Origin of the sequence: Ferrimonas sediminicola (genome assembly GCF_005116715.1) — a bacterium.
Classification (GTDB): Bacteria; Pseudomonadota; Gammaproteobacteria; order Enterobacterales; family Shewanellaceae; genus Ferrimonas; species Ferrimonas sediminicola.
This window is the reverse complement of the sequence record NZ_SWCI01000001.1, coordinates 84,828-105,969: the sequence shown is the minus strand read 5'-3', so window position 1 is coordinate 105,969 and position 21,142 is coordinate 84,828. Positions and strand designations below refer to the sequence as shown.

Annotated in this window: 20 protein-coding genes; 14 read left to right on the top strand and 6 right to left on the bottom strand. The window is 61.4% G+C overall.

Annotated features, from left to right (window positions below; all coding sequences use genetic code 11):
- The 3 genes from FCL40_RS00460 to FCL40_RS00450 all read left to right on the top strand — a co-directional run bounded on the left by FCL40_RS00460 (nt 1) and on the right by FCL40_RS00450 (nt 1,763).
- Complete coding sequence (locus FCL40_RS00460) at nt 1–819, top strand: ATP-binding cassette domain-containing protein (RefSeq protein WP_136850269.1); 819 nt, start codon at nt 1–3, stop codon at nt 817–819.
- Between the two features lie 74 nt (nt 820–893).
- On the top strand, nt 894–1,553 hold the full coding sequence (locus FCL40_RS00455; RefSeq protein WP_136850267.1) for a TIGR01621 family pseudouridine synthase: 660 nt from the start codon (nt 894–896) through the stop codon (nt 1,551–1,553).
- A gap of 42 nt (nt 1,554–1,595) precedes the next feature.
- Entirely contained in the window at nt 1,596–1,763 is a 168-nt protein-coding gene (locus FCL40_RS00450; protein WP_136850265.1) for a YqaE/Pmp3 family membrane protein, read from the top strand.
- Nucleotides 1,764–1,823: 60 nt separating this feature from the next.
- On the opposite strand, the gene moeB is transcribed toward FCL40_RS00450, so the two are convergent.
- Nucleotides 1,824–2,570 (bottom strand): molybdopterin-synthase adenylyltransferase MoeB, encoded by a 747-nt coding sequence (gene moeB / locus FCL40_RS00445; protein ID WP_136850263.1) that lies wholly within the window; start codon nt 2,568–2,570, stop codon nt 1,824–1,826.
- A complete protein-coding gene (gene moeA / locus FCL40_RS00440; protein WP_136850261.1) occupies nt 2,570–3,820 on the bottom strand; it encodes a molybdopterin molybdotransferase MoeA in 1,251 nt (416 codons plus the stop codon). Before moeA ends, moeB begins: the two co-directional genes overlap by 1 nt.
- A 263-nt stretch (nt 3,821–4,083) precedes the next feature.
- Here moeA and FCL40_RS00435 point away from each other — a divergent pair, with 263 nt between their 5' ends.
- From FCL40_RS00435 to FCL40_RS00425, 3 genes are read left to right on the top strand one after another with little or no spacing between them, the layout of a single operon-like run.
- Complete coding sequence (locus FCL40_RS00435) at nt 4,084–4,749, top strand: 7-cyano-7-deazaguanine/7-aminomethyl-7-deazaguanine transporter (protein WP_136850259.1); 666 nt, start codon at nt 4,084–4,086, stop codon at nt 4,747–4,749.
- Nucleotides 4,749–5,393, top strand: coding sequence for an HD domain-containing protein (locus FCL40_RS00430; protein WP_136850257.1), 645 nt, complete (start codon nt 4,749–4,751; stop codon nt 5,391–5,393). The genes FCL40_RS00435 and FCL40_RS00430 overlap by 1 nt, the downstream gene beginning before the upstream one ends.
- 7 nt (nt 5,394–5,400) lie before the next feature.
- Complete coding sequence (locus FCL40_RS00425) at nt 5,401–5,832, top strand: GNAT family N-acetyltransferase (RefSeq protein WP_136850255.1); 432 nt, start codon at nt 5,401–5,403, stop codon at nt 5,830–5,832.
- 169 nt (nt 5,833–6,001) lie between these two features.
- On the opposite strand, the gene elbB is transcribed toward FCL40_RS00425, so the two are convergent.
- A complete protein-coding gene (elbB, locus tag FCL40_RS00420) occupies nt 6,002–6,658 on the bottom strand; it encodes an isoprenoid biosynthesis glyoxalase ElbB (RefSeq protein ID WP_136850253.1) in 657 nt (218 codons plus the stop codon).
- A gap of 460 nt (nt 6,659–7,118) precedes the next feature.
- Here elbB and polA point away from each other — a divergent pair, with 460 nt between their 5' ends.
- Nucleotides 7,119–9,863, top strand: coding sequence for a DNA polymerase I (polA, locus tag FCL40_RS00415; protein ID WP_136850251.1), 2,745 nt, complete (start codon nt 7,119–7,121; stop codon nt 9,861–9,863).
- Nucleotides 9,864–10,620: 757 nt separating this feature from the next.
- Here the strand turns inward: polA and yihA are convergent.
- A complete protein-coding gene (yihA, locus tag FCL40_RS00410) occupies nt 10,621–11,247 on the bottom strand; it encodes a ribosome biogenesis GTP-binding protein YihA/YsxC (RefSeq protein WP_136850249.1) in 627 nt (208 codons plus the stop codon).
- Nucleotides 11,248–11,418: 171 nt separating this feature from the next.
- Between yihA and FCL40_RS00405 the strand changes: the two genes are divergently transcribed.
- The 4 genes from FCL40_RS00405 to hemN all read left to right on the top strand — a co-directional run bounded on the left by FCL40_RS00405 (nt 11,419) and on the right by hemN (nt 15,748).
- Nucleotides 11,419–12,048, top strand: coding sequence for a c-type cytochrome (locus FCL40_RS00405; protein ID WP_136850248.1), 630 nt, complete (start codon nt 11,419–11,421; stop codon nt 12,046–12,048).
- Between the two features lie 811 nt (nt 12,049–12,859).
- Nucleotides 12,860–13,495 (top strand): class I SAM-dependent methyltransferase, encoded by a 636-nt coding sequence (locus FCL40_RS00400; protein ID WP_136850246.1) that lies wholly within the window; start codon nt 12,860–12,862, stop codon nt 13,493–13,495.
- Between the two features lie 36 nt (nt 13,496–13,531).
- Entirely contained in the window at nt 13,532–14,050 is a 519-nt protein-coding gene (yihI, locus tag FCL40_RS00395) for a Der GTPase-activating protein YihI (protein WP_136850244.1), read from the top strand.
- A 282-nt stretch (nt 14,051–14,332) separates the two neighbouring features.
- Nucleotides 14,333–15,748 (top strand): oxygen-independent coproporphyrinogen III oxidase, encoded by a 1,416-nt coding sequence (gene hemN / locus FCL40_RS00390; RefSeq protein ID WP_136850242.1) that lies wholly within the window; start codon nt 14,333–14,335, stop codon nt 15,746–15,748.
- Nucleotides 15,749–15,797: 49 nt separating this feature from the next.
- Here hemN and add read toward each other — a convergent pair whose 3' ends face one another.
- Nucleotides 15,798–16,802, bottom strand: a complete 1,005-nt coding sequence (gene add / locus FCL40_RS00385; protein WP_136850240.1) for an adenosine deaminase — start codon at nt 16,800–16,802, stop codon at nt 15,798–15,800.
- Nucleotides 16,803–17,101: 299 nt separating this feature from the next.
- Between add and FCL40_RS00380 the strand changes: the two genes are divergently transcribed.
- Complete coding sequence (locus tag FCL40_RS00380; RefSeq protein WP_136850238.1) at nt 17,102–18,844, top strand: DUF885 domain-containing protein; 1,743 nt, start codon at nt 17,102–17,104, stop codon at nt 18,842–18,844.
- Nucleotides 18,845–18,885: 41 nt separating this feature from the next.
- Here the strand turns inward: FCL40_RS00380 and FCL40_RS00375 are convergent, their stop codons facing one another.
- Nucleotides 18,886–19,692 carry an alpha/beta fold hydrolase gene (locus tag FCL40_RS00375; protein WP_169306953.1) on the bottom strand — a complete coding sequence of 269 codons (807 nt, stop codon included), beginning with the start codon at nt 19,690–19,692 and terminating at the stop codon, nt 18,886–18,888.
- Nucleotides 19,693–19,810: 118 nt separating this feature from the next.
- Between FCL40_RS00375 and FCL40_RS00370 the strand changes: the two genes are divergently transcribed.
- Complete coding sequence (locus FCL40_RS00370; protein ID WP_136850234.1) at nt 19,811–20,116, top strand: DUF1244 domain-containing protein; 306 nt, start codon at nt 19,811–19,813, stop codon at nt 20,114–20,116.
- Nucleotides 20,117–20,166: 50 nt separating this feature from the next.
- On the top strand, nt 20,167–21,096 hold the full coding sequence (locus FCL40_RS00365; protein ID WP_169306952.1) for an alpha/beta fold hydrolase: 930 nt from the start codon (nt 20,167–20,169) through the stop codon (nt 21,094–21,096).
- Nucleotides 21,097–21,142: the final 46 nt, after the last annotated feature.

The following is a 21,142-nucleotide window of genomic DNA, read 5'->3' as shown; positions in this document are numbered from 1 at the left end:
ATGCTTCTGAGTTTCGATCTTCACGGCCACCTGGGCCAGTTCCAATTCGACGCCAAGTGCGACCTGCAGATGGCTGGGATAACCGGCCTGTTTGGCCCCTCAGGGGTGGGCAAGACCACCCTGCTGCGGGCCATCGCCGGCCTCAACCGCACCCTGGAGGGGCGAATAGAACTGGATGGACGGGTGCTGCAGGACAGCGACCGCGGGATCTTCCTGCCGCCGGAGCAGAGGCGCATCGGCATGGTGTTCCAGGACAGCCGGCTGTTTCCCCACCTGACGGTGCGCGGCAACCTGGAGCTGGCCAAGCGCCAGGCCCGGGACAAGGTGATCCCCCTGCAGAAGGTGATCGACGGCTGCGGCATTCGCGACCTGATGGACAAGCCCGCCCCCTCCCTGTCCGCGGGCCAGCGACAGCGGGTGGCCATCGCCCGGGCGCTGATGGCGGCCCCCAAGATTCTGCTGCTGGATGAGCCCCTGGCGGCGCTGGATTTTGCCAGCCGCCAGCACCTGATGGGATTTCTCAATGACAGCGCCACCCCCTTCCCCATGGTCTACATCAGCCACTCGGTGTCGGAGACCCTGAGCCTGTGTGACCCGCTGATCCTGATGGGCCCGGGGTGCATCGATGCGGTCGGTCCCACGGACGAAGTGGGCCAGCGCCTGCCCAAGCGCCGTGGCCACGCCGAGGTGACCCACTACGACCCGGCGACCCGTCAGTTGACTCTGACCCTGGCGGAGCACGCTCCCGAACTGGAGGCGGGCCAGGTGGTGGGACTGGTGTCCGAGCCCCGCTGGCTGCGGAGTGGCTCGACAGAGTAGCCGATGGCCGGCGGCAAGCCCTGCCGCCTCGCTTCTGGTACACTGGCGCCACCATCCCCCTAGACCCTATGCCGATGATCCCAGTTCTGTATCAACATCCTCACTTTGTGGTGATCAACAAACCCGAAGCGGTGCATTTCCACAGCCAGGATGGCCAACCCGGCCTGGTGGTGCGACTGGAGGCGCAGCTGGGGATCAAGCTCTACCCGGTCCACCGCCTGGACACCCCCACCTCCGGGGTGCTGCTGCTGGCCACCTCACCGGAGGCTGCCGCCGAACTCAGCCAGGCCTTCGCCGAACACCGGGTGGAGAAACGCTACCTAGCACTGTCCGACCGTAAGCCCAAGAAAAAGCAGGGCTGGGTGCGGGGGCACATCGTCAAGGCCCGCCGGGGTGCCTGGAAGCTGGCTCGGGAGGGGGAAGGGACCCCCGCCGGCACCCAGTTTGTCAGCGCCAGCCTGGGCGGGGGGAGGCGGCTCTTTCTTCTGCGCCCCCTGAGCGGCAAGACCCATCAGATCCGGGTCAGCCTCAAGAGCCTGGGCGCCCCCATCCTGGGAGACCGCCTCTACGGTGGCAGCGACGCAGACCGCACCTACCTGCATGCCCTGAGCCTGGCATTCCAGTTCCGGGGAGCCGCCTTCGAGTTCCAGGCCCGGCCCGAGCGGGGCGACGCCTACCTGGCCACCGATCTGCTTGAGCGGCTTCAGCAGTGGCTGGACACCCCTCCCCTGTAAATCACGTTATACTGACTCCAGTGATAACGCTAAGGAAAACCGATGGATAAAGACAAACTCCTGCTCAGTGTCATCGCCATCCTGCTGCCTCCGGTGGCGGTGTTCCTGCACCGGGGAATGGGCGGCCCGCTGCTGCTCAACATCCTGCTGTGCCTGCTGTTCTATCTTCCCGGCATCCTCCACGCCCTGTGGGTGGTCAACCGGCGCTAGAGGCACCACACCAAAACACAAAGAGGGCCCTGAGGCCCTCTTGTTGATGGGGTCGCGGCCCTAGCCGCAGACGCTGCAGCCGGGCATCTTCGGCACCCTCATCTCGCGAAACTGCATGGTCATGGCATCTACCATCAGCATCCGCCCATGCAGGGGCTTGCCCATGCCGGCGATCTGCTTGATCGCTTCGGTCGCCTGGATACTGGAAACCAGACCCACCACCGGAGACAGGATGCCACTCTCCACGCAGGTCAGCTGCTGGTCGCCGAACATGGCAGAGAAGCAGTGGTAACAGGGCTGGTCATCGGCGTAGTTGAGCACGGTCACCAGCCCCTCCATGCGGATCGCCGCCCCGGACACCAGCGGCACCTTGGCTGCAAAACATATTCGATTCAGCTGGTTACGGGTATCCAGGTTGTCGGTACAATCCAGCACCAGGCCATGATCCGCCACCTGGGCCGCCAGGGCGTCATCCTCAAGACACTCGGTGATCACCGACACCTCCACATAGGGGTTGAGCTCGGCAATGGCGCTCTTGGCGGACTCGGCCTTATTCATCCCCACCCGGGCATCGGTATGGAGAATCTGTCGCTGCAGGTTATGGCTCTCCACCTCATCGAAGTCCACCAGGGTCAGGTGGCCGATACCGGCGGCCGCCAGGTACTGGGCGGCGCCACAGCCCAGGCCGCCGACGCCGATCACCAGCACCCGCGCCTGTTTCAGCGCCTCCTGGCCATCGATGTCAAAGGCGGGAATCACGATCTGACGGTTGTACCGCATCAGCTCCTTGTCGGACAGGATCTCCATTACACGCCTCCCAGAACCTGGTTGAAGGGTTCCACCGTCACCCGGGCGCCGGATTCCTGGCCACCGGCCTCCCTGGGCAGGACAATAAAACAGTTGGCCCGGCTCATGGAGGTGGTCATGTCCGACCCCTGGGCTCCGGTGGTACACACCTGCAGCTGTCCCTGCTCGTCTCGACTTAAGATGCCACGCTGGTACTCCTGGCGGCCGGGCTTCTTGCGAATGCTGTCGGTCAGGGTCGCAGTCAGGGTCAGAGGCTGGTGACGCAGCTCTCCGCCCAGATGCTTGAACAGCGGCTGCACCAACTGATAGCAGGTCACCATCGAGGAGACCGGATTTCCGGGCAAACCGCAGAACCAGGAGTTGGGCAGTTTGCCGAACGCAAAGGGTTTTCCTGGCTTGATCGCCAGCTTCCAGAAGTTGATGCTGCCCATCTCGTCCAGCACCACCTTGATGAAATCGGCTTCCCCCACCGATACGCCCCCAGAGGTGACCACCACGTCCGCCAACTCATCGGCGCGACGGAAGGCGTCCCGCACCTGTTCCAGATCATCGGGAATCACCCCAAGATCGATCACCTCGGCCCCCATCCCGGTCAGCATGGTACGCAGGGCGTGACGGTTGGAGTCGTAGATCTGGCCCGCCTTCAGGGACTGGCCCGGGGCCACCAGTTCGTCACCGGTGGAAAACAGCGCCGCGACAATGGGCTGGTGCACCCTGACCCGGCCATGGCCGGCGGTGGCCAGGACGCCGATCTCGGCGGCCCCGACCCGGGTGCCGGCGGACAGCACCTTCTGCCCCCGGGTCAGTTCGCTGCCACGGTGGCGAACGAAAAATCCTGGAGACACCTCCACCTTGAAGCTGACCTGGTCCCCCTCGACGTCGGCTTCCTCCTGCATGATGATGGCATCCATCTGCGGCGGAAGGGGGGCGCCGGTCATGATGCGCACACAGGCCCCGGCAGGAATCTCTCCGTCGAAGGGGATACCCGCAAACGCCTTGCCAACGATGGTCAGGGTTTGGCCCTTCACCACCTCGGCGGCACGCACGGCATAGCCATCCATGGAGGAGTTATCGAAGGCCGGCAGGTCGATCAGTGAGCAGATATCCTCCGCCAACACCCGGCCCACGGCCTCCTCCAGAGCCACCTCCTCCACCCGGTTCAGGGGAGAGCAGGCGGCATACATCTTTTCCAGTGCCTCGGCCGGAAGCATCAGCCCCGGCTGGCTGCAACAGTCCTGCTGTGCCATCATCTTGCCTCTTGAGCCATAGTGGCGCCCATTATGCCATCGGCCCCCGGATAAACCTATTGATCCAGTCGGGTATGTTCGCCTGCGCTGGCGCAAATTTGCGCTGACATTGGCGCAAACGCCTCCAGCAACGACCGGCGGGTGCACACGGCATTCCCCTTGTTTTTTGTGCCGGCCCGGCTATAATCTGCGCCCCCCGGTCACAGACCGGCCGAGTCACAACTTTCCCGGGTTCCCTCACCCCGCAGACCAAAAAGGTGTCGATGATGTTGCAACTGACCCCGGCGCAGGTAAAGCGCGCCCTGATCATTCTGATCAGCTTCCACATTGTGGTAATCACTGCCAGTAACTACCTGGTCCAGCTTCCATTTCAGATCTTTGGCCTGCACACCACCTGGGGCGCATTCAGCTTCCCCTTCGTCTATCTGGCCACCGACCTGACTGTCCGCATCTTCGGTGCCGCCCCGGCCCGACGGATCATCTTTGGCGCCATGGTGCCGGCGCTGCTGGCCTCCTACCTGGTGTCGGTGCTGTTCTTCGAAGGACGGTTCCAGGGCACCCAGGGGCTGCATGAGTTCAACACCTTCGTCGCCCGCATCGCCTTCGCCAGCTTCGCCGCCTACCTGTTCGGCCAGCTGATGGACATCAAGGTGTTTGCCAGGCTGCGGCAGATGAAAGCCTGGTGGGTCGCGCCGGCAGCGTCCACCGTTTTTGGGAACCTGATCGATACCCTGGTGTTCTTTTCGGTGGCATTCTATGCCAGCTCCGATCCCTTTATGGCGGAGCACTGGCCGGAGATCGCCAGCGTGGATTATGGCTTCAAACTGTTGATCAGCCTTGGACTGTTCTTGCCCGCCTACGGCGTTCTGCTGAGATTCCTGTCGGACCGCATCCTGATGTCGTCCGTCACCACCGAGAGACACTTAGCCTGATGACACCACGGCATTTCACTGAATCACTGAAGCAGCAGGGCCTGGATTGGCTCACCACCCATCAGAGCGATGCCGCCCACGATCTGGATCACATCCTCCGGGTCTTTACCAGCGCCCGGCAACTGGGCCAGGAGGAGGGCGCCGACCCCGACATCCTGCTGCCGGCGGCACTGCTGCACGACTGCGTCAGCATCGACAAGCGGGATCCGCGCCGCAGCCAGGCCTCCATCCTGAGCGCCGATGCCGCCGTGGCCTGGCTGGCCGAACGTCACTATCCGACGGAGTTGCTCGAACCCATTCACCACGCCATCGCCAGCCACAGCTGGAGCGCCGGTCTGGAGACCCAGACCCTGGAAGCGCGGGTGCTGCAGGACGCCGATCGCCTCGATGCCCTGGGCGCCATCGGCACCGCCCGTTGCCTGATGCTCGGTGGCCAGTGGCAGAGCGCCCTCTACCACGGCGACGATCCCTTTGCCCGGGGGCGGCAGTATGACGACAACCGCTACTGCCTGGACCACTTCTACGTTAAGCTTCAGCACCTGGCCGGCCAGCTGAAGACCGACGCGGGTCAGCGTGAGGGCGACCGCCGCTGGCGCTGGATGGAAGGCTTTATTCAACAACTGCAATCTGAACTACCGGAGTGATAGACCTATGAACTGGCGTGAAGGCACAATCGACGAAGTGATGGCTCTGGTGGCGCAGGTCCCGGAACTGGATACCCCCTACCCCAGGGAGGAGTATGACAAACGCCTGGGTGGCGCGGCTCACCTGATCCAGATCGCCGAACTGGAGGGCAAGGCGGCAGGATTCAAGGTGGGCTATGCCCTTAACGAACAGGAGTTCTACTCCTGGCTGGGCGCGGTCCTGCCGCAGTTCAGGGGCCAGGGGGTAGCCAAGACCCTACTTCGCGCCCAGGAGGAGTGGGCCCAGACACAGGGCTATGGCCTGATCAAGGTGAAGAGCCGCAACCGCTACCCCGAGATGCTGCGGATGCTGCTGGGCAAAGGCTACCACCTGGTGGATATGCAGAAGGCCAGCGATACCCCCCTGGATTACCGCATCCTTCTGGAAAAAAGTTTATAAAAACTCCCTGCGAGCACTTGCAATGCAAATGAGAATGGTTATTATTTGATGGCGTTCCAACTTTAGCCTCCGAACTTCAGGGTGGCTGTTTTCGCTCACTGCATTGCTCACACGGTATTAGGCCGGCAACCAGGTTGCCGGCCCATTTTTTTCTGAGCCCGGGAACGGCTCAATAGCACAGCTTTATCACCTGGGAAACCAGGGCGCGGATCCCCGCCGCCGCCTCAGGCAGACTCTTGGCCAGCATGTAGGCCGGAGTGGTCACCACCTTGTGATCGACATCCACGTGGATCTGCTCCACCGCACACTCCACATGCCGCCCCCCCATGGCGTTAAACGCCGAGGCGGTGTCATGGTCGTTGCCGATGGTGCCCTGCACCCCTTCGCCATAGATTCGCGGTAACATCATGGGGGCGATGCACAGGTAGCCGCAGGGTTTGCCCGCCTGGGCGAACGCCAGGGCCACCGCCATCACGTCATCACTGACCTGGCACTCACTGCCGGAGAGGGCAAAATCACACAGGTTCTTGGCCGCGCCAAAGCCTCCGGGCACCACCAGGGCATCGAAGTCGGCGGCATGGAGCTGGGTGATGGGCAGGATCTCCCCCCGTGCGATGCGCGCCGCCTCCACCAGGCAGTTGCGGCTCTCCCCCTCGGCCACCTCGCCGGTCAGGTGGTTGACCACATGCAGTTGAGTCCTGTCTGGAGCAAAACACTGATAAGTAGCGCCCTTCTCCTGGATGGCCAGCAGCGCCAGCACAGATTCGTGAATCTCCGAGCCATCAAACACACCCGAGCCACTGAGCAGTACCGCGATCCTCTTCATGGTTTCCTTCCTTATTCCTCATGAGACTAAAAAAACACTTCCATATAGCCAAATATTGCAAACTTGTTAACACCGATCTCTATACACGGCGATTTTTTGTGCTAACTTATTTCGCCAGATGTCGGATGGCATTGCCGCTGTTACTTACGCCCTCCAGTGTATCCTCTGCCAAACCTGTTTCGAATAGCAATATCCACAAACCAGGTTTTGCAGGATCTTTGGCCAGGATCGCCGCAGATCATTTCTGTAAGCATATGAATTAAAATAAATTATCCCAAATCCTTGATCTCGATCGAATTTTGGTGCGATCCCCCTTTTTTCCAAGAAACGCACAGAGTTATCCACACGATCCGTCTCCCTTTCACTCTGTGGACAACTCTGTGGAAAATATTCTTCACCCTAGCGAATTCCGGGTACTCGTGGCATGCTTACCCCTCACTTTCAAAAGCAAAACATCCACATGGCCCAGCTACCCGAAAACCCACTGATCCTCGTCGACGGCTCCTCCTACCTCTATCGTGCCTACCATGCGCCACCGCACCTGACCAACTCCAAGGGCGAACCCACTGGGGCGGTCTATGGGGTGGTCAACATGCTGCGCAGCCTGATTCGCCAGTTTAACCCCAGCCATATGGCAGTGGTGTTCGACGCCAAGGGCAAGACCTTCCGCGATGATCTCTATCCGGAGTACAAGTCCCACCGGCCACCGATGCCCGACGACCTGCGCAGCCAGATCCAGCCTGTGCACGACATCATCAAGGCCATGGGCTTGCCGCTGCTGATGGTGGACGGAGTCGAGGCCGATGATGTGATCGGCACCCTGGCCAAGCAGGCGGAACAGGCCGGTCATCGGGTGGTGATCAGCACCGGCGATAAGGATATGGCCCAGTTGGTGACCAACAACATCACCCTGATCAACACCATGACCGGCACCGTAATGGATCCCGACGGGGTGGTCTCCAAGTTTGGTGTGGGACCAGAGCTGATCATCGACCTGTTGGCGATGATGGGTGACAAGGTGGATAACATCCCCGGGTTACCGGGAGTGGGCGAAAAGACCGCCCTGGCGATGCTGCAGGGGATCGGAGGCCTGGACGCCATTTATGGCGACCCGGACGCGGTGGCGACCCTCGGCTTCCGCGGCGCCAAGACCATGCCCAAGAAGCTGCGAGAGAATGAACGGGAAGCCTTCCTCAGCTATCAGCTGGCCACCATTAAGCTGGATGTGCCCCTGAGTCTGTCCACCGGCGACCTCAAGGTGATCGCCCCCGACCGGGATGCCCTGGCGAAGCTCTACGGCGAGATGGAGTTCCGCCGCTGGCTGGGCGAAGTGCTCGATGGTGCCGGCAACGGCGCCGCACCGGATTCGGAGGAGGAGCCCGCTTCCAAATCCAATGAATTCCGATACGAAACCATCCTGACGGAGGGCCAGCTGACCCAGTGGCTGGACAAATTACAGAAGGCGGAACTGATCGCCCTGGATACCGAAACCACCTCCCTCAACTACATGGAGGCGGAGTTGGTGGGCCTCAGCTTCGCCGTGGAGGCGGATCTGGGCGCCTACCTGCCCCTGGCCCACAACTACGAGGGCGCACCCCAGCAGTTGGACAGGGACACCGTGCTGGCCAGGTTAAAGCCTCTGCTGGAGAATGCCTCCCTCAAGAAGGTGGGGCAGAACCTCAAGTACGACATCTCGGTGCTGGCCCGCCACGGCATCAGCCTGCAGGGGGTGGAGTTTGACACCATGCTGGAGTCCTACTGCTTTAACTCCACCGCCGGCAGGCACAACATGGATGATCTGGCACTGAAGTACCTTGGTCATAAGACGGTGCACTTCGAGGAGATCGCCGGCAAGGGAGCCAAGCAGAAGACCTTCAACCAGGTCCCCCTGGAACAGGCCGCGCACTATGCCGCCGAGGACGCGGTGATCACTCTGCGGCTGCACCAGCACCTGTTGCCGCGCCTCCAGGAGCTGGAAAGATGCCACCGGGTGTTCCGCGACATCGAGATGCCGCTGGTGCCGATCCTGTCCGCCATCGAACGCCAGGGCGTACTGCTGGATACCGATCTGCTGCATCAGCAGTCCACCGAGATTGCCAATCTGCTGGATGCCCTGGAGCAACAGGCCCACGACCTGGCCGGAGAGAGCTTCAACCTCTCCTCCACCAAGCAGTTGCAGCAGATCCTGTTCGACAAACTGGGATACCCGGTACTGAAGAAGACTCCCAAGGGGGCCCCCTCCACCGCCGAGGAGGTGCTGCAGGACCTGGCCCTGGATTATGAGCTGCCCAAGCTGATCCTGGAACACCGCAGCCTGGCCAAGCTCAAGAGCACCTACACCGACAAGCTGCCGCTGCTGGTCCAGCCGAGTGGCCGGGTGCACACCTCCTATCACCAGGCGGTGACCGCCACCGGCCGACTCTCCAGCTCGGATCCCAACCTGCAGAATATCCCCATCCGCAGCGAACAGGGGCGACGCATCCGCCAGGCCTTCATCGCCCCGCAAGGGTACAAGCTGCTGGCCATCGACTACTCCCAGATCGAGCTGCGCATCATGGCCCACCTCTCCCAGGACAAGGGACTGCTGGAAGCCTTCGCACAGGGTAAGGACGTGCACCGGGCTACCGCCGCCGAGGTGTTCGGCGTCCCCTTCGACGACGTGACCACCGAGCAGCGCCGGCGCGCCAAGGCGGTGAATTTCGGCCTGATCTACGGCATGTCCGCCTTCGGCCTGGCCAAACAGCTGCACATTTCCCGCGGGGAGGCCCAGCAGTACATCGATGTCTACTTCGACCGCTATCCCGGGGTCAGGCGCTACATGGAGGACACCCGCAAGCAGGCCCACGACAACCAGTTCGTGGAAACCCTGTTTGGCCGACGCCTGCATCTGCCAGACATCAACGCCCGCAACAAGATGCGCCAGCAGGCGGCCGAACGCACCGCCATCAATGCGCCCATGCAGGGCAGTGCCGCCGACATCATCAAGCGGGCGATGATCAGCGTCGCCGGCTACCTGGCCAAGCAGGACGGCGATGAGATCCGCATGCTGATGCAGGTCCACGACGAACTGGTGTTTGAGGTCAAGGAGGCGCAGGCCGAATCCCACAGCCAGGCCCTGTGCCAGCTGATGGCCGACGCCGCCCAACTGGACGTACCGCTGATCGCCGAGGCCGGGATTGGTGACAACTGGGACGAAGCGCACTGAGCTGCGGTAACCTTACGCCCAGGGGGAGCAACATGCTCCCCTTTTTTGGCGGTTTACCGTAAGTGACGTATCAGAATTCACTGCCCCATCCAGTTCCAAAACTCATCATACTCTGCCGGCAGGATCGCCGTGTCCGATCGGCCGATGGATCGCCGATCACACTTTGCCAGTCTTTTGAGACTGAAACCGGGTAAGGTAAACGGATGGATAATGAGACTTTATGTAGTTATCGGATCAAAAACTGTGGAAGCTGAAGCTTTTTGTCGATCCGGATCACAAAAATCCCCTTCTGACACTGAATTCGCTTTTATCGGGCAACCTGGTTGGCTATGCTTTCGTCTGTAGGGTACAGAGGTAAGATGTTCTATCTTAACAAACCTTATTCGATCGCTCCTAGCGATCAGCCAAAATTTATGGCGCCCCGATGACATCTGTCATCGGGGTTTTTTCTTTTCTGCACCTGAAATTTTTCTTCAAGTTATGGCGTTCGCCGTGCATTTTTCGCCCAGCCCAATTTAGAGTAAAAGCTTTAGTTTTGTCGGTGACGGCGCTATGATGTTCCCGAAGGGTCGTCCCCCGGACCTTGAGCCCGGGCGACTCTCGTCTTGTTATCGTTGAAAAAGCTTCTCCCCAATTGAGCTTTTTACACGCCGGTGATGGTTATTCGTCGCCGGCTTTTTCTTTTCCGGGCTCAGAGCCCAGAGAAGACACAAAAAAGGCGCCCATGCAGAGCGCCTCTCCTGACCCTGGGTCCCCGTTACTCGGCAACCGACTCCTCCTGGGGATCCAGCCAACGGCCGATATGGGCGATGGCCTCCCCCCGGCCTGTGCCCTTCAGGGAGGAGAACAGCTGCACCTTGATCTCACCGCCAAACTCAGTGAGCTCCGCCTTGACGTCCCGCAAGGTCTTCTGCTTGGCCGCCTGCTTCAGCTTGTCCGCCTTGGTCAGCAGCACCAGCACTGGCAGGTCGGCGGCCACCGACCAGCGCACCATGTTGGCATCCAGATCCTTCAGCGGATGACGGCAGTCCATCATTACCACCACGCCCCGCAAGCAGCGGCGCTTCTCCAGGTACTCCGCCAGGGCCTTCTGCCACTTCTTCTTCATCTCCAGGGGAACCTGGGCGAAGCCATAACCGGGCAGATCCACCAGACGGCGATCCTCGGCCACCTCAAACAGGTTGATCATCTGAGTCCGGCCGGGAGTCTTGGAGGTTTTCGCCAGGCCCTTCTGGTCGGTCATGGTATTGAGGGCACTGGATTTTCCCGCATTAGAGCGTCCGGCAAAGGCGACCTCGATTCCGGTATCCGGCGGCAGAAAACTGATATCAGGCGCACTGAGCAGGTACTTGGCGCGGCGAAAATCGATGGCGGTATCGCTCACTTAGGATCTCCATAGATGATTAACAAGGTTGCTCTGGGTCACATTAAGCCAAATTTTTAGATCTGACGACAAATTAGTGTAAAATGCGATCCGCGAGCCTCCCCACTAGTCTATCACGGGGCGAGGCTGGACAGGGAAAGAACGAGCCACGCAAATAAAAGTTGGAACACCATGAAAAAATTAGCACTAACACTTTCTGTGCTCGCCGCTTTCAGCGGTACTGTTCAGGCCCAGGGAGATGAAGCCAAAGGTCAGCAAATTGCCTCTACCACCTGTCTCGCCTGCCACGGCATGGACGGGAACAGCCTGGTCCCCATGTACCCCAAACTGGCCAGCCAGCATCAAGGGTACCTGCTCAAGCAGCTCAAGGAGTTCAAGCAGGGTGCCATGAGCGGCGGCAAAGAGGGGCGTAACGATCCCATCATGGCCGGCATGGTCATGACACTGAACGAAGAGCAGATGGCGGACGTCGCCGCTTTCTACGCCTCCCAAACCATCTCCGCCGGTGCCCAAGTGGACGCGGCCACCCGGGCCCAGGGTGAGAAGCTGTATATGGGTGGCGACGCCCAGCGCCAGATCACCGCCTGCGCCGCCTGTCACGGCCCCAAGGGGGAGGGGATGAACCTGGCCGGCTACCCCAATCTGGCCGGCCAGCACCCGGATTACATCAAGCTGCAGTTGGAGAAGTTCCGCAGCGGTATCCGTTCCAACGACCTGAACGGCATGATGAGCGGCGTCGCCAAGAACCTGCGCGACGAAGATATCACCCTGCTGAGCCAGTATATCTCCAGCTTGAAATAATTCCGGATTGGCGGTGTCCCCCAAGAGGCGAGCGTGACGCTCGCCTTTTTAACATCCACTCCAGACGGGCCTGGATCACAGATGGCGCATCGCAGCTGTGCATTTCCCCTTGTAAGAGATTTGCCATTGTCACCTTAAGAGATTTAGGTGATTTTATCTGGAAAACCCCCTTCAACACCCAATAGATCAATCAATTGCGCTGTTAACAATCACTAGCGGCGGTAACAAAAACGCAAAAAAAGTTGCGATCCAGCTCAAATTAAGTAGAGTATGGGGCATCCAAAGGAGAGGAATTCGGTGAACCGGAGTGTTACCGAAAAAATAGGGAAATCGCCCAAGGAGTTGGGCGTTGGAACGGAAACTCTTCAGGAAGAAACAGGCCGGAGAGCCTGGGCAAAGGGACCGGCAGTTAGGTTCAACAAGGATGGTTGTCTTACGTCAGGAAGATGCTTGTCGTCAGGACGATGACATTAGCGTTGTTATGGAAGACCTTCAGGAAGAATAACAAAGCGCCAGGATTGGCCGATAACGAGAAAAGCCGCACGGAAGCAGTAAAAACAAGACGGAACTAGACCGGGAAAGTCACATCGCAGGTATGGATTGCCTGAATACCCGAATGAGAGAGTGTCTACAGACACCCCATTACCAGGCAGCAGAGGCAACTCTGCTGCCTTTTTTATCGCCGAGTTCTGCTGAACAATGCCCGGCTTGGATCTGGGCTGGGGCTCACCGTGGAAGATCACCAGAGCCAGTTCCCAGCAACCCGCGTTGCTCTTATACTAGGGCCTCCTTGTTGGCCCCAGGACCCCATATGCACTGCCCCCTCTGCCAGAACCCTCAGACCCACCATTACCATCAGGACAAGAGGCGTTACTACTTTCAGTGCCCCAGGTGCCATCTGGTGTTTGCCGATCCCAATGCCCTGCTGCCGCCGACCGCCGAGAAACAGCAATACGATCAGCATCAAAATGATCCGGCCGACCAGGGCTACCGTCGCTTCCTCTCCCGGGTGAGCCAGCCGCTGATTCAGCGCCTGGCGCCGGGCAGCCAGGGGCTGGACTTCGGCTGCGGCCCCGGTCCAACCCTCTCCCTGATGATGGAGGAGGCGGGGCACAGCATGGCCATCTATGATCCCTACTTCTTCCCGGACCGAGCCCCGCTGCGTCAACACTATGATTTTGTCACCTGCACCGAGGCGATAGAGCACTTCTACCGCCCCGGCCGGGAGTGGCCGTTGCTGCTGGGCCTGGTCCGTCCCGGCGGGACCCTGGCCCTGATGACCAAACTGGTCAAGGACAAGCAGGCCTTTGCCAACTGGCACTACAAGAATGACCCCACCCACGTTAGCTTCTTCAGCCAGGCGACCTTCAGCTATCTGGCCGAACGGGATGGACTGACGCTAGAATTCATCGGCAATGACGTCGTGTTGCTGCAAAAAACGGCATAATCTGGTATAACCTGCCGCCCACTCTGGAGGCAAACGATGACGAGAAAGAAGAAATCCCGCAAGATTAACGTCCACGGACCACGGCAACAGACCCGGACCGAGAAGGGCACCGGTCACGAGGGCAAGCGCAAAGGCGCCAAGGGTAAGGCCGCAGGCTCCCGCCAGAACGAGGGTTCGGCCAAGTCCAAGCTGCGGGTCGGTCGGCCTCAGGAGCCCGGGGATCCCCGCCTGGGCAGCAAGAAGCCCATCTCCCTGGAGGCCCCACAGGCCGAAGCCCCCAAGGCCAAACCCCTCTCCCCGGAGCAGGAACTGGAGAAGCTGGAGAACCTGCCGCGCCTCAACGCCCTGCTGGACCGTCTGGACCGGGAAGAGGTGCTCTCCGCCGAGGATCAGCAGTGGCTCGACGGCAAACTGGACCGCATCGAGCAACTGATGGCGCAACTGGGTATCGAGGCGGAGGAGTCCGAGGAGCAGGAGCAACAAACCGATCCGGAGCAGGATCTGATGAGGCGCTTCGAATCCGGCAGCGATCTGCTGGACGACTACAAAGAGTAATCTCAGGGCCCGGCAGACACCGGGCCCTGCTGTATCCACCGGTGCCGAGGTGGCGCCGGCAGGGGCCAGGCTGTGGCCAAGCTCACGTTCCTGAGACAATCCGGGAACCTTAGCCAGGGAACGCGGTTTAACTATCAGCACCGCCCAACACAGCCTAACAGCACTGGCCAGCCCCGAGGGGTGAATTTGGGTCACGGATCAAAGGCAAGGCGCTTAAAAGTGTGCATAATGCACATTAACTATTGCTCCCGTTGAGTCACCGCAACGCAATCAGACCTCGGGATGCCGCAACAGCAACGGCTCACTGATGCCGCAGGAGAGAACGCAGTGCAGGATAAGATTAGCTGGAACCAGGCCCTGATTGAAAAATACAACTACAGCGGCCCCCGTTACACCTCGTACCCGACCGCAGTGGAGTTTCATAAGGACTACACCGACCAGCACCTGCGGGAAGCGATTCAGGATTCGGACAAGCGCAACCTGTCCCTCTACATCCACGTTCCCTTCTGCCACAAGCTCTGCTACTACTGCGGCTGCAACAAGATCATCACCCGTCACGCCCACAAGGCGGACCAGTACCTGGATTATCTGGAGCGTGAGATCAACGCCCGCGCCCCGCTGTTCCAGGAGTACACCGTCACCCAGATGCACTGGGGCGGCGGCACCCCCACCTTCCTCAGCCATGAGCAGATCCGCCGACTGGTGGCCCTGTTGAAGGAGAAGTTCAACTTCGCCGATGAGGGTGAGTTCGCCATCGAAGTGGACCCCCGTGAGATCGAGCTGGACACCCTCGAGGTGCTCAAGGAGGTGGGCTTCAACCGCATCTCCGTGGGGGTACAAGACTTCAACAAGGAGGTGCAGGCCGCGGTCAACCGAGAGCAGGATGAGCAGTTCATCTTCGATCTCATCGGCCGTGCCCGCGAGCTGGGCTTCACCTCAACCAACATCGACCTGATCTACGGCCTGCCTCACCAGACCCCGGAGAGCTTCGCCAAGACCCTGGAACGGGTGAAGGATCTGGATCCGGACCGTCTGAGCGTATTCAACTACGCCCACCTGCCGCACCGCTTCGCCGCTCAGCGCAAGCTGAAGGAGGAGGATCTGCCCACGCCGCACCAGAAGCTGAAGATCCTGGAGAACTCCATCAACACCCTGATGGGCTACGGCTACCAGTTTATCGGCATGGACCACTTCGCCAAGCCCGAGGATGAGCTGGCGCGCCTGCAGAACGAAGGCAAACTGCACCGGAATTTCCAGGGCTACACCACCCAGCCCGACGCCGACCTGCTGGGCCTGGGCGCCTCGGCCATCTCCAACATCGGCAAGGCCTACGCCCAGAACGCGGTAGACCTCAAGGCCTATTACGAGGCGATGGATGCCAACGAGCACGCCATGATCAAGGGCTGTGGCCTGGAGACCGACGACTTCATCCGCCGTGAGGTGATCAAGCAACTGATCTGCCACTTCCAGCTGGACAAGACCGCCATCGAGAAGCAGTGGAACATCGACTTCAACCAGTACTTCGAAGAGGACCAGAAGCTGCTCACGCCCTTCATCGAAGATGACCTGGTGCACCTGAGCGATGACCGCATCGAAGTCACCGGCCAGGGACGCCTGCTGATCCGCAACATCTGCATGTGCTTCGACCGCTACCTGCGCGACAAGGCCCGCCAGCAGCAGTTCTCCCGGGTGATCTGATCGTCCACAAATAGAAAAGGGTCGCCGCGGCGACCCTTTTTTGTATCCGTTAACCTCGTGCCCGCTTCCTCTGCCATAGCGCCTGGCGGTCGCTGTCGGAGATGAACGCCAGCTCGGCACCGTTTTGCTGGATGGTGCGCAGCTGGGCGTCACTCAGACCGATGCGCTCCTTGGCCATCCGGTACTCGAAGGGGATGGAGTTGGCGGACACCCCGGGGTCGTCGGTGTTGAGACACACCTTGAGCCCCTGCTCGACGAAGGTACGGATCGGGTGCTCCTGATAATCGGCCACCGAGTTGGCATGGACGTTGGAGGTGGGACAGGACTCAATTCCGATGCCATGATCCCTGAGGTGCACCAGCAGGCGCGGGTCCTCAGCCGCGGTGGTGGCATGGCCCAGGCGGGTAGCGCCAAGCTCGGTGACCGCCTGCCAGATGGAGGCGGGCGGACCGGGTTCACCGGCATGGATGGTGACATTGAGGTAGGCGTCCCGCACCCGCTTGAAGTGATCGACGAACAGCTCTCCCGGGAACCCCTCCTCATCCCCCGCCAGGTCACAGGCAACGAAGTGCTGCCGCTGGCTGAGGATGGCGTCCAGCTCGCGCTGACAGGCGTCGGGGCCATCACCGCGGCAAAGGATGCCGATGAGGTTGATCATGATGCCACTGTCCCGGGCACCCCGGGCCACCCCATCGATCACCGCTTCCACCACCCCCTGCAGGGGTAGCGAGTGTGGCCCCGCCATGTAGGCGGGGGAGAACCTCAGCTCACCATAATCCACCCCGTTGGCGGCCAGATCCAGGGCATTCTCATAGGCCACCCGGTTAACCGCGTACAGGTCCCCCAGCACCGCCACCTGGTAATCCAGCTTGGCCAGCAGCGCCTCCACCGAAGGGCAGCGGTTGATCACCTGCAGGTAGGGACGCAGGGCCTCCATCTCGTAGGCGGGCAGGGTTACATTGAAGCGGCGGGCCAGGTCCAGCACGGTTTCCGGGCGCACCGAGCCATCGAGATGACGGTGCAGGTCGGTCAGGAGTATGCCTTGGTCAATCATGGGTCTCTCTTTTTGGTAAAGGGATGTGATTTGGACACAACATCCCCGGGTACTCTGTTTAGAATGAAGGCGCCGTTAAGGAGTTCGATGGCTGGCCTAGTGGGCCTAGGTCAACATCGAACGACACAGCGTGACTGTCGTCAGGCCGCCCCCGAAGGGTGCCTGTTCCTGCTGGACGCCGGTGTATTTGGAGCATACCTCCCACATCTTGGCTGACTCAGCAGGCGCAAAAGTCTTCAGCAAAGGTCAACACGGCCTAAGAATAATTAAAAAGCGAACATCAACATAGGGATAGGATCATGAAAAACTGGCTTCTCGGGGCGGTCCTGGCACTGGCGGGCTGCGCCGGCCTCCAGCCACCCTCCGCCGATGAACGAGTCACCCAACTGATGGACCAGGCCTGGCAGCAACGGCTGGCCCGGTCGCCGCAGATGGCCGCCCAGTTCGGCGACCGGGCTGCCCTGGCCATGCTGGATGACCACAGTCCTGCGGCCCTGGCCCAGGCCTATCAGGCCGACCTGGCGCTGCTGGCCCGGGCCCGCCAGGTGGACGCGGCGACTCTCAGTGAACAGGGGCAGGTGAATCTGGCGATCCTCACCGGCATCCTCGAGAACCGCACCGACGGCTACCGCTTCCACGAACACCTGATGCCGCTGACCGCCGAGGGGGGCTTCCACAACGAGGTGGCTGCCATCGCCACCGGCCTGACCCTATCCGACACCTGGGAGGCCGAGGCCTACCTTGCCCGGCTGGCGGCCCTGCCGACCCTGTTCCAGCAGCAGATCCACTGGATGCGCGAGGGGATGCGCCTAGGCTACACCCAGCCCAAGGTGGTCCTCAGCGGATTCGAGTCCTCCATCGAGGCCTACCTGCCCGACAACGCCGACGACAGCCTCTACTACCGTCCCTTTACCACCCTGCCCGAAACGCTGGCCGACACCCCGGCCCTGAGGGCCGCCGGCCTCAAGGCGGTGCGGGAGCAGGTGCTGCCTGCCTACCGCGACTACCTGGCCTTCTTCGTCAATGAGTATCGTCCCGCCGCCCGCACCAGCATCGCCGCCGCGGCCCTGCCCGAGGGTGGCGAGTACTACGCCAACCGGGTAAACCACTTCATCACCCTGGCGATGACCCCCGACCAGGTGCACCGGCTGGGGCTGGAGGAGGTGGCCCGCATCCGCACCGAGATGGAGTCCATCATCCGGGCGCTGGAGTTCGACGGCAGCTTCGCCGATTTCCTCGCCTACTTGCGCACCGATTCCCGCTTCTATGCCGACACTCCGGAGCAGCTGCTGCGCCAAGCTGCCTGGCTGGCCAAGCAGGCCGACGCCATGCTGCCCCGGTTCTTCGGCAAACTGCCCCGCACCCCTTATGGGGTGATGGCGGTGCCGGCGGAGATCGCCCCCAAGTACACCACCGGCCGCTACTCCGGTCCCGGCGGCGAGCATCAACCAGGATACTACTGGGTCAACACCTACGCCCTGGACAAGCGGCCGCTGTACGCCCTGCCGGCCCTGACCCTGCACGAGGCGGTGCCGGGCCACCACCTGCAGATCGCCCTGACCCGGGAGCTCGGGGAGGTGCACCCGCTGCGCCGCTACCACTACATCAGCGCCTTCGGTGAGGGCTGGGGCCTGTACGCGGAGAAGCTGGGGGTGGAGGGAGACTACTATGAGGACGCCTACGCCGACTTCGGCCGGCTCAGCTACGAGATGTGGCGCGCCTGCCGGCTGGTGGTGGATACCGGCATCCACGCCAAGGGGTGGAGCCGCCAACAGGCGATCGACTTCATGGCCGACAACACCGCCCTCTCCCTGCACAACGTCACCACCGAGGTGGACAGGTACATCTCCTGGCCGGGGCAGGCCCTCTCTTACAAGATGGGCGAACTGACCCTGTGGCGCCTGCGTCACGAGGCGGAGCAGGCCCTGGGAGAGCGCTTCGATCTTCGCGGATTCCACGACACGGTGCTGGCCAACGGTTCGGTGCCCCTGGCCCAGCTGGAGCGCCAGGTTCGCCGGTGGACGGCCCGCCAGAGGGGCTAGCCGAACCGGAGAACCGCCGGCCCGGAACAGCGCTTTCGGGGCTAGCTCCGGTGCGCCACCCAACCTCGCATCAGCGCGGCCACCTCCCGTGGCTTCTCCATGGGCAGCAGGTGACCACACTCCGGCAGTTCGATCCGCTCGGCCTCCGGACAGAGGCGACCGATGCGGGCCCAGCTGGCCGGGGTCACCGTGTCGCTGTTGCCGCCGCGGATCACCAGGGTCGGCACCTTAAGCCGGCGCAGCCTCGGCCAGATCCAGGGGGCGGTCTGGTAGATGTGGGCCTCCCACTCCCGGCTGTATCTCAGGGCCACCCCCTGCTCATTGGGTTCGAAGGCGGCATGGATGTAATCGGTCAGCGCCTGATCGTCCAGGCCGGAAAACACCCGCTTGCTCCGGTGAAACCGGAACGCCCCTCGGTGATCATCAAACTGGTGTGGGCGCCTGAGGGTCTTGGCCACCAGCGGCTGTTTCACCTTGAATCGTTTCGGCATCAGCCGCATGGGGGCCAACCAGCGGGTGGGGAGAAAGACCGGATCCAGCATCATCAGCCCAGCGACCTTCTCGGGACAACGCATCGCCGCCAGGCAACTGACCACCGCCCCCATGGAATGGCCTGCCAGAAGCCTGGACTCGGGCTGGCTCTCCAGCCAGTCGGCCAGCTCCTCTGCCATACGCCACCAGGTGTCACTGGCCGCCTCATCCACCGTCGTGGTCAGGGGCTTGAGCAGGGGGGCATCCACGGCACCGCCCCAGGCCTGGAAAAGACGGCGGTAGGTGGCCGGGGGAAAACCGTTGGCATGGCTGAAGACCAGGGTGGGACTCCCCTGGCCAAAGTGTTCAAACTTCAAGAGATCTCTCCGTATCGGGCGGTCGTACCAGAGTAGCAACTGCACCCGGCGGATACTATAGTGGCCGCGATGGGAGTACACTGGCTTTTTGGCTGCCACTAAGGAGATACGACACACTATGGACCAACAGACCCAGACCGAGATCGAAGCCGCCACCTTCCGCCGCCTGCTCAACCACCTGGACAACCACAAGGAGGTGCAGAACATCGACCTGATGATCCTGGCGGATTTCTGCCGCAACTGCCTGGCCAAGTGGTATATGGCCGAAGCCAAGGCGCGCGGCGAAGAGGTGGATTACGACCAGGCCCGAGAACGGGTCTACGGCGAACCCTACGACAGCTGGAAGGACAAGTATCAGAAGCCCGCCACGCCGGAGCAGCTGGCCGCCTTTGACGCCCGCCAGCAGGCCAAGGCTTCCCAATAGCCTTTACCCCTACTATGCTAGCCCGCTTTCTGCTTCTGATGGGAATCGTTATGACTCAACCGGCAACGGCCTTTGCCTCCCTGTGGCAACACGCGGATCTGGGGACCTTCACCGGCGTCGACGGCGTGACTCTGCACTACGCCCACCTGACTCCGGAAAGCCCGAAGGGTGCGGTGGTAATCGCCAGCGGCCGCACCGAAGGTTACCTCAAGTATGAGACCCTGGTGCGAGATCTGCTGCAAGCGGGTCTGGAGGTCTACATCTGGGACCACAGGGGACAGGGGTTTTCTGACCGGCTTACCGACAACCCTTTTCTGGGCCATGTACAGCGCTTCGACGATTACGTGGAGGATATGCACACCTTCCTGACAGAGGTGGTGCTGCCAACCAAGCCGGGCAAGCTCTACCTGGTGGGCCACTCCATGGGCGGTGCCGTCGGTACCCTCTATATGCTGCGCCATCCTGAGACCTTCAACGCGGCAGTGTTCTTCGCCCCCATGTACGGCATCCGCCTGCCCGGCCCCCGCTGGGCCCTGGAGCCGGTGATCGCTGCCCTGGCCTGGTGGAACCGGACCCGGGGGACGCCTGGCTACATACCGGGGGGCACCGACTACCAGCCGGTGCCGTTCGAAGACAACGAGATGACCCAGGATGCCGATCGCTACCAAGTACTGCTGGATCTGCATCAGCAGGTGCCTCAATTGCAGCTGGGTTCACCCTCCAATCACTGGCTGCTGGAGTCCCTCCAGGCCATGGATCGGATTCTGGAACAGGTGGACAGATTACGCACCCCAACCATGGTGATGCAGGCGGGCGCCGACACCGTGGTGGACAACCTGGTGATGACCAAGGCGGTGGCCAGCAGTCCGGCCCTGAAGATGCTCACCCTGCCCGATGCCCGTCACGAACTGGTGGCGGAGATCCCCGCCATCCGCGATCAAGTAATGGACGCTCTGACCCAGTGGCTGGATCAGCACTAGTCCTCAAAGCCGCCATAAAAAAGGCGCCTGCGAGGGCGCCTCTTTC

Bases quoted from the DNA above. Each gene is read 5' to 3' on its own strand.
- FCL40_RS00460 (WP_136850269.1), top strand. From the start codon at position 1: ATGCTTCTGAGTTTCGATCTTCACGGCCACCTGGGCCAGTTCCAATTC.
- FCL40_RS00455 (WP_136850267.1), top strand. From the start codon at position 894: ATGATCCCAGTTCTGTATCAACATCCTCACTTTGTGGTGATCAACAAA.
- FCL40_RS00450 (WP_136850265.1), top strand. From the start codon at position 1,596: ATGGATAAAGACAAACTCCTGCTCAGTGTCATCGCCATCCTGCTGCCT.
- moeB (WP_136850263.1), bottom strand. From the start codon at position 2,570: ATGGAGATCCTGTCCGACAAGGAGCTGATGCGGTACAACCGTCAGATC.
- moeA (WP_136850261.1), bottom strand. From the start codon at position 3,820: ATGATGGCACAGCAGGACTGTTGCAGCCAGCCGGGGCTGATGCTTCCG.
- FCL40_RS00435 (WP_136850259.1), top strand. From the start codon at position 4,084: ATGTTGCAACTGACCCCGGCGCAGGTAAAGCGCGCCCTGATCATTCTG.
- FCL40_RS00430 (WP_136850257.1), top strand. From the start codon at position 4,749: ATGACACCACGGCATTTCACTGAATCACTGAAGCAGCAGGGCCTGGAT.
- FCL40_RS00425 (WP_136850255.1), top strand. From the start codon at position 5,401: ATGAACTGGCGTGAAGGCACAATCGACGAAGTGATGGCTCTGGTGGCG.
- elbB (WP_136850253.1), bottom strand. From the start codon at position 6,658: ATGAAGAGGATCGCGGTACTGCTCAGTGGCTCGGGTGTGTTTGATGGC.
- polA (WP_136850251.1), top strand. From the start codon at position 7,119: ATGGCCCAGCTACCCGAAAACCCACTGATCCTCGTCGACGGCTCCTCC.
- FCL40_RS00405 (WP_136850248.1), top strand. From the start codon at position 11,419: ATGAAAAAATTAGCACTAACACTTTCTGTGCTCGCCGCTTTCAGCGGT.
- FCL40_RS00400 (WP_136850246.1), top strand. From the start codon at position 12,860: ATGCACTGCCCCCTCTGCCAGAACCCTCAGACCCACCATTACCATCAG.
- yihI (WP_136850244.1), top strand. From the start codon at position 13,532: ATGACGAGAAAGAAGAAATCCCGCAAGATTAACGTCCACGGACCACGG.
- hemN (WP_136850242.1), top strand. From the start codon at position 14,333: ATGCCGCAACAGCAACGGCTCACTGATGCCGCAGGAGAGAACGCAGTG.
- add (WP_136850240.1), bottom strand. From the start codon at position 16,802: ATGATTGACCAAGGCATACTCCTGACCGACCTGCACCGTCATCTCGAT.
- FCL40_RS00380 (WP_136850238.1), top strand. From the start codon at position 17,102: ATGAAAAACTGGCTTCTCGGGGCGGTCCTGGCACTGGCGGGCTGCGCC.
- FCL40_RS00370 (WP_136850234.1), top strand. From the start codon at position 19,811: ATGGACCAACAGACCCAGACCGAGATCGAAGCCGCCACCTTCCGCCGC.
- FCL40_RS00365 (WP_169306952.1), top strand. From the start codon at position 20,167: ATGACTCAACCGGCAACGGCCTTTGCCTCCCTGTGGCAACACGCGGAT.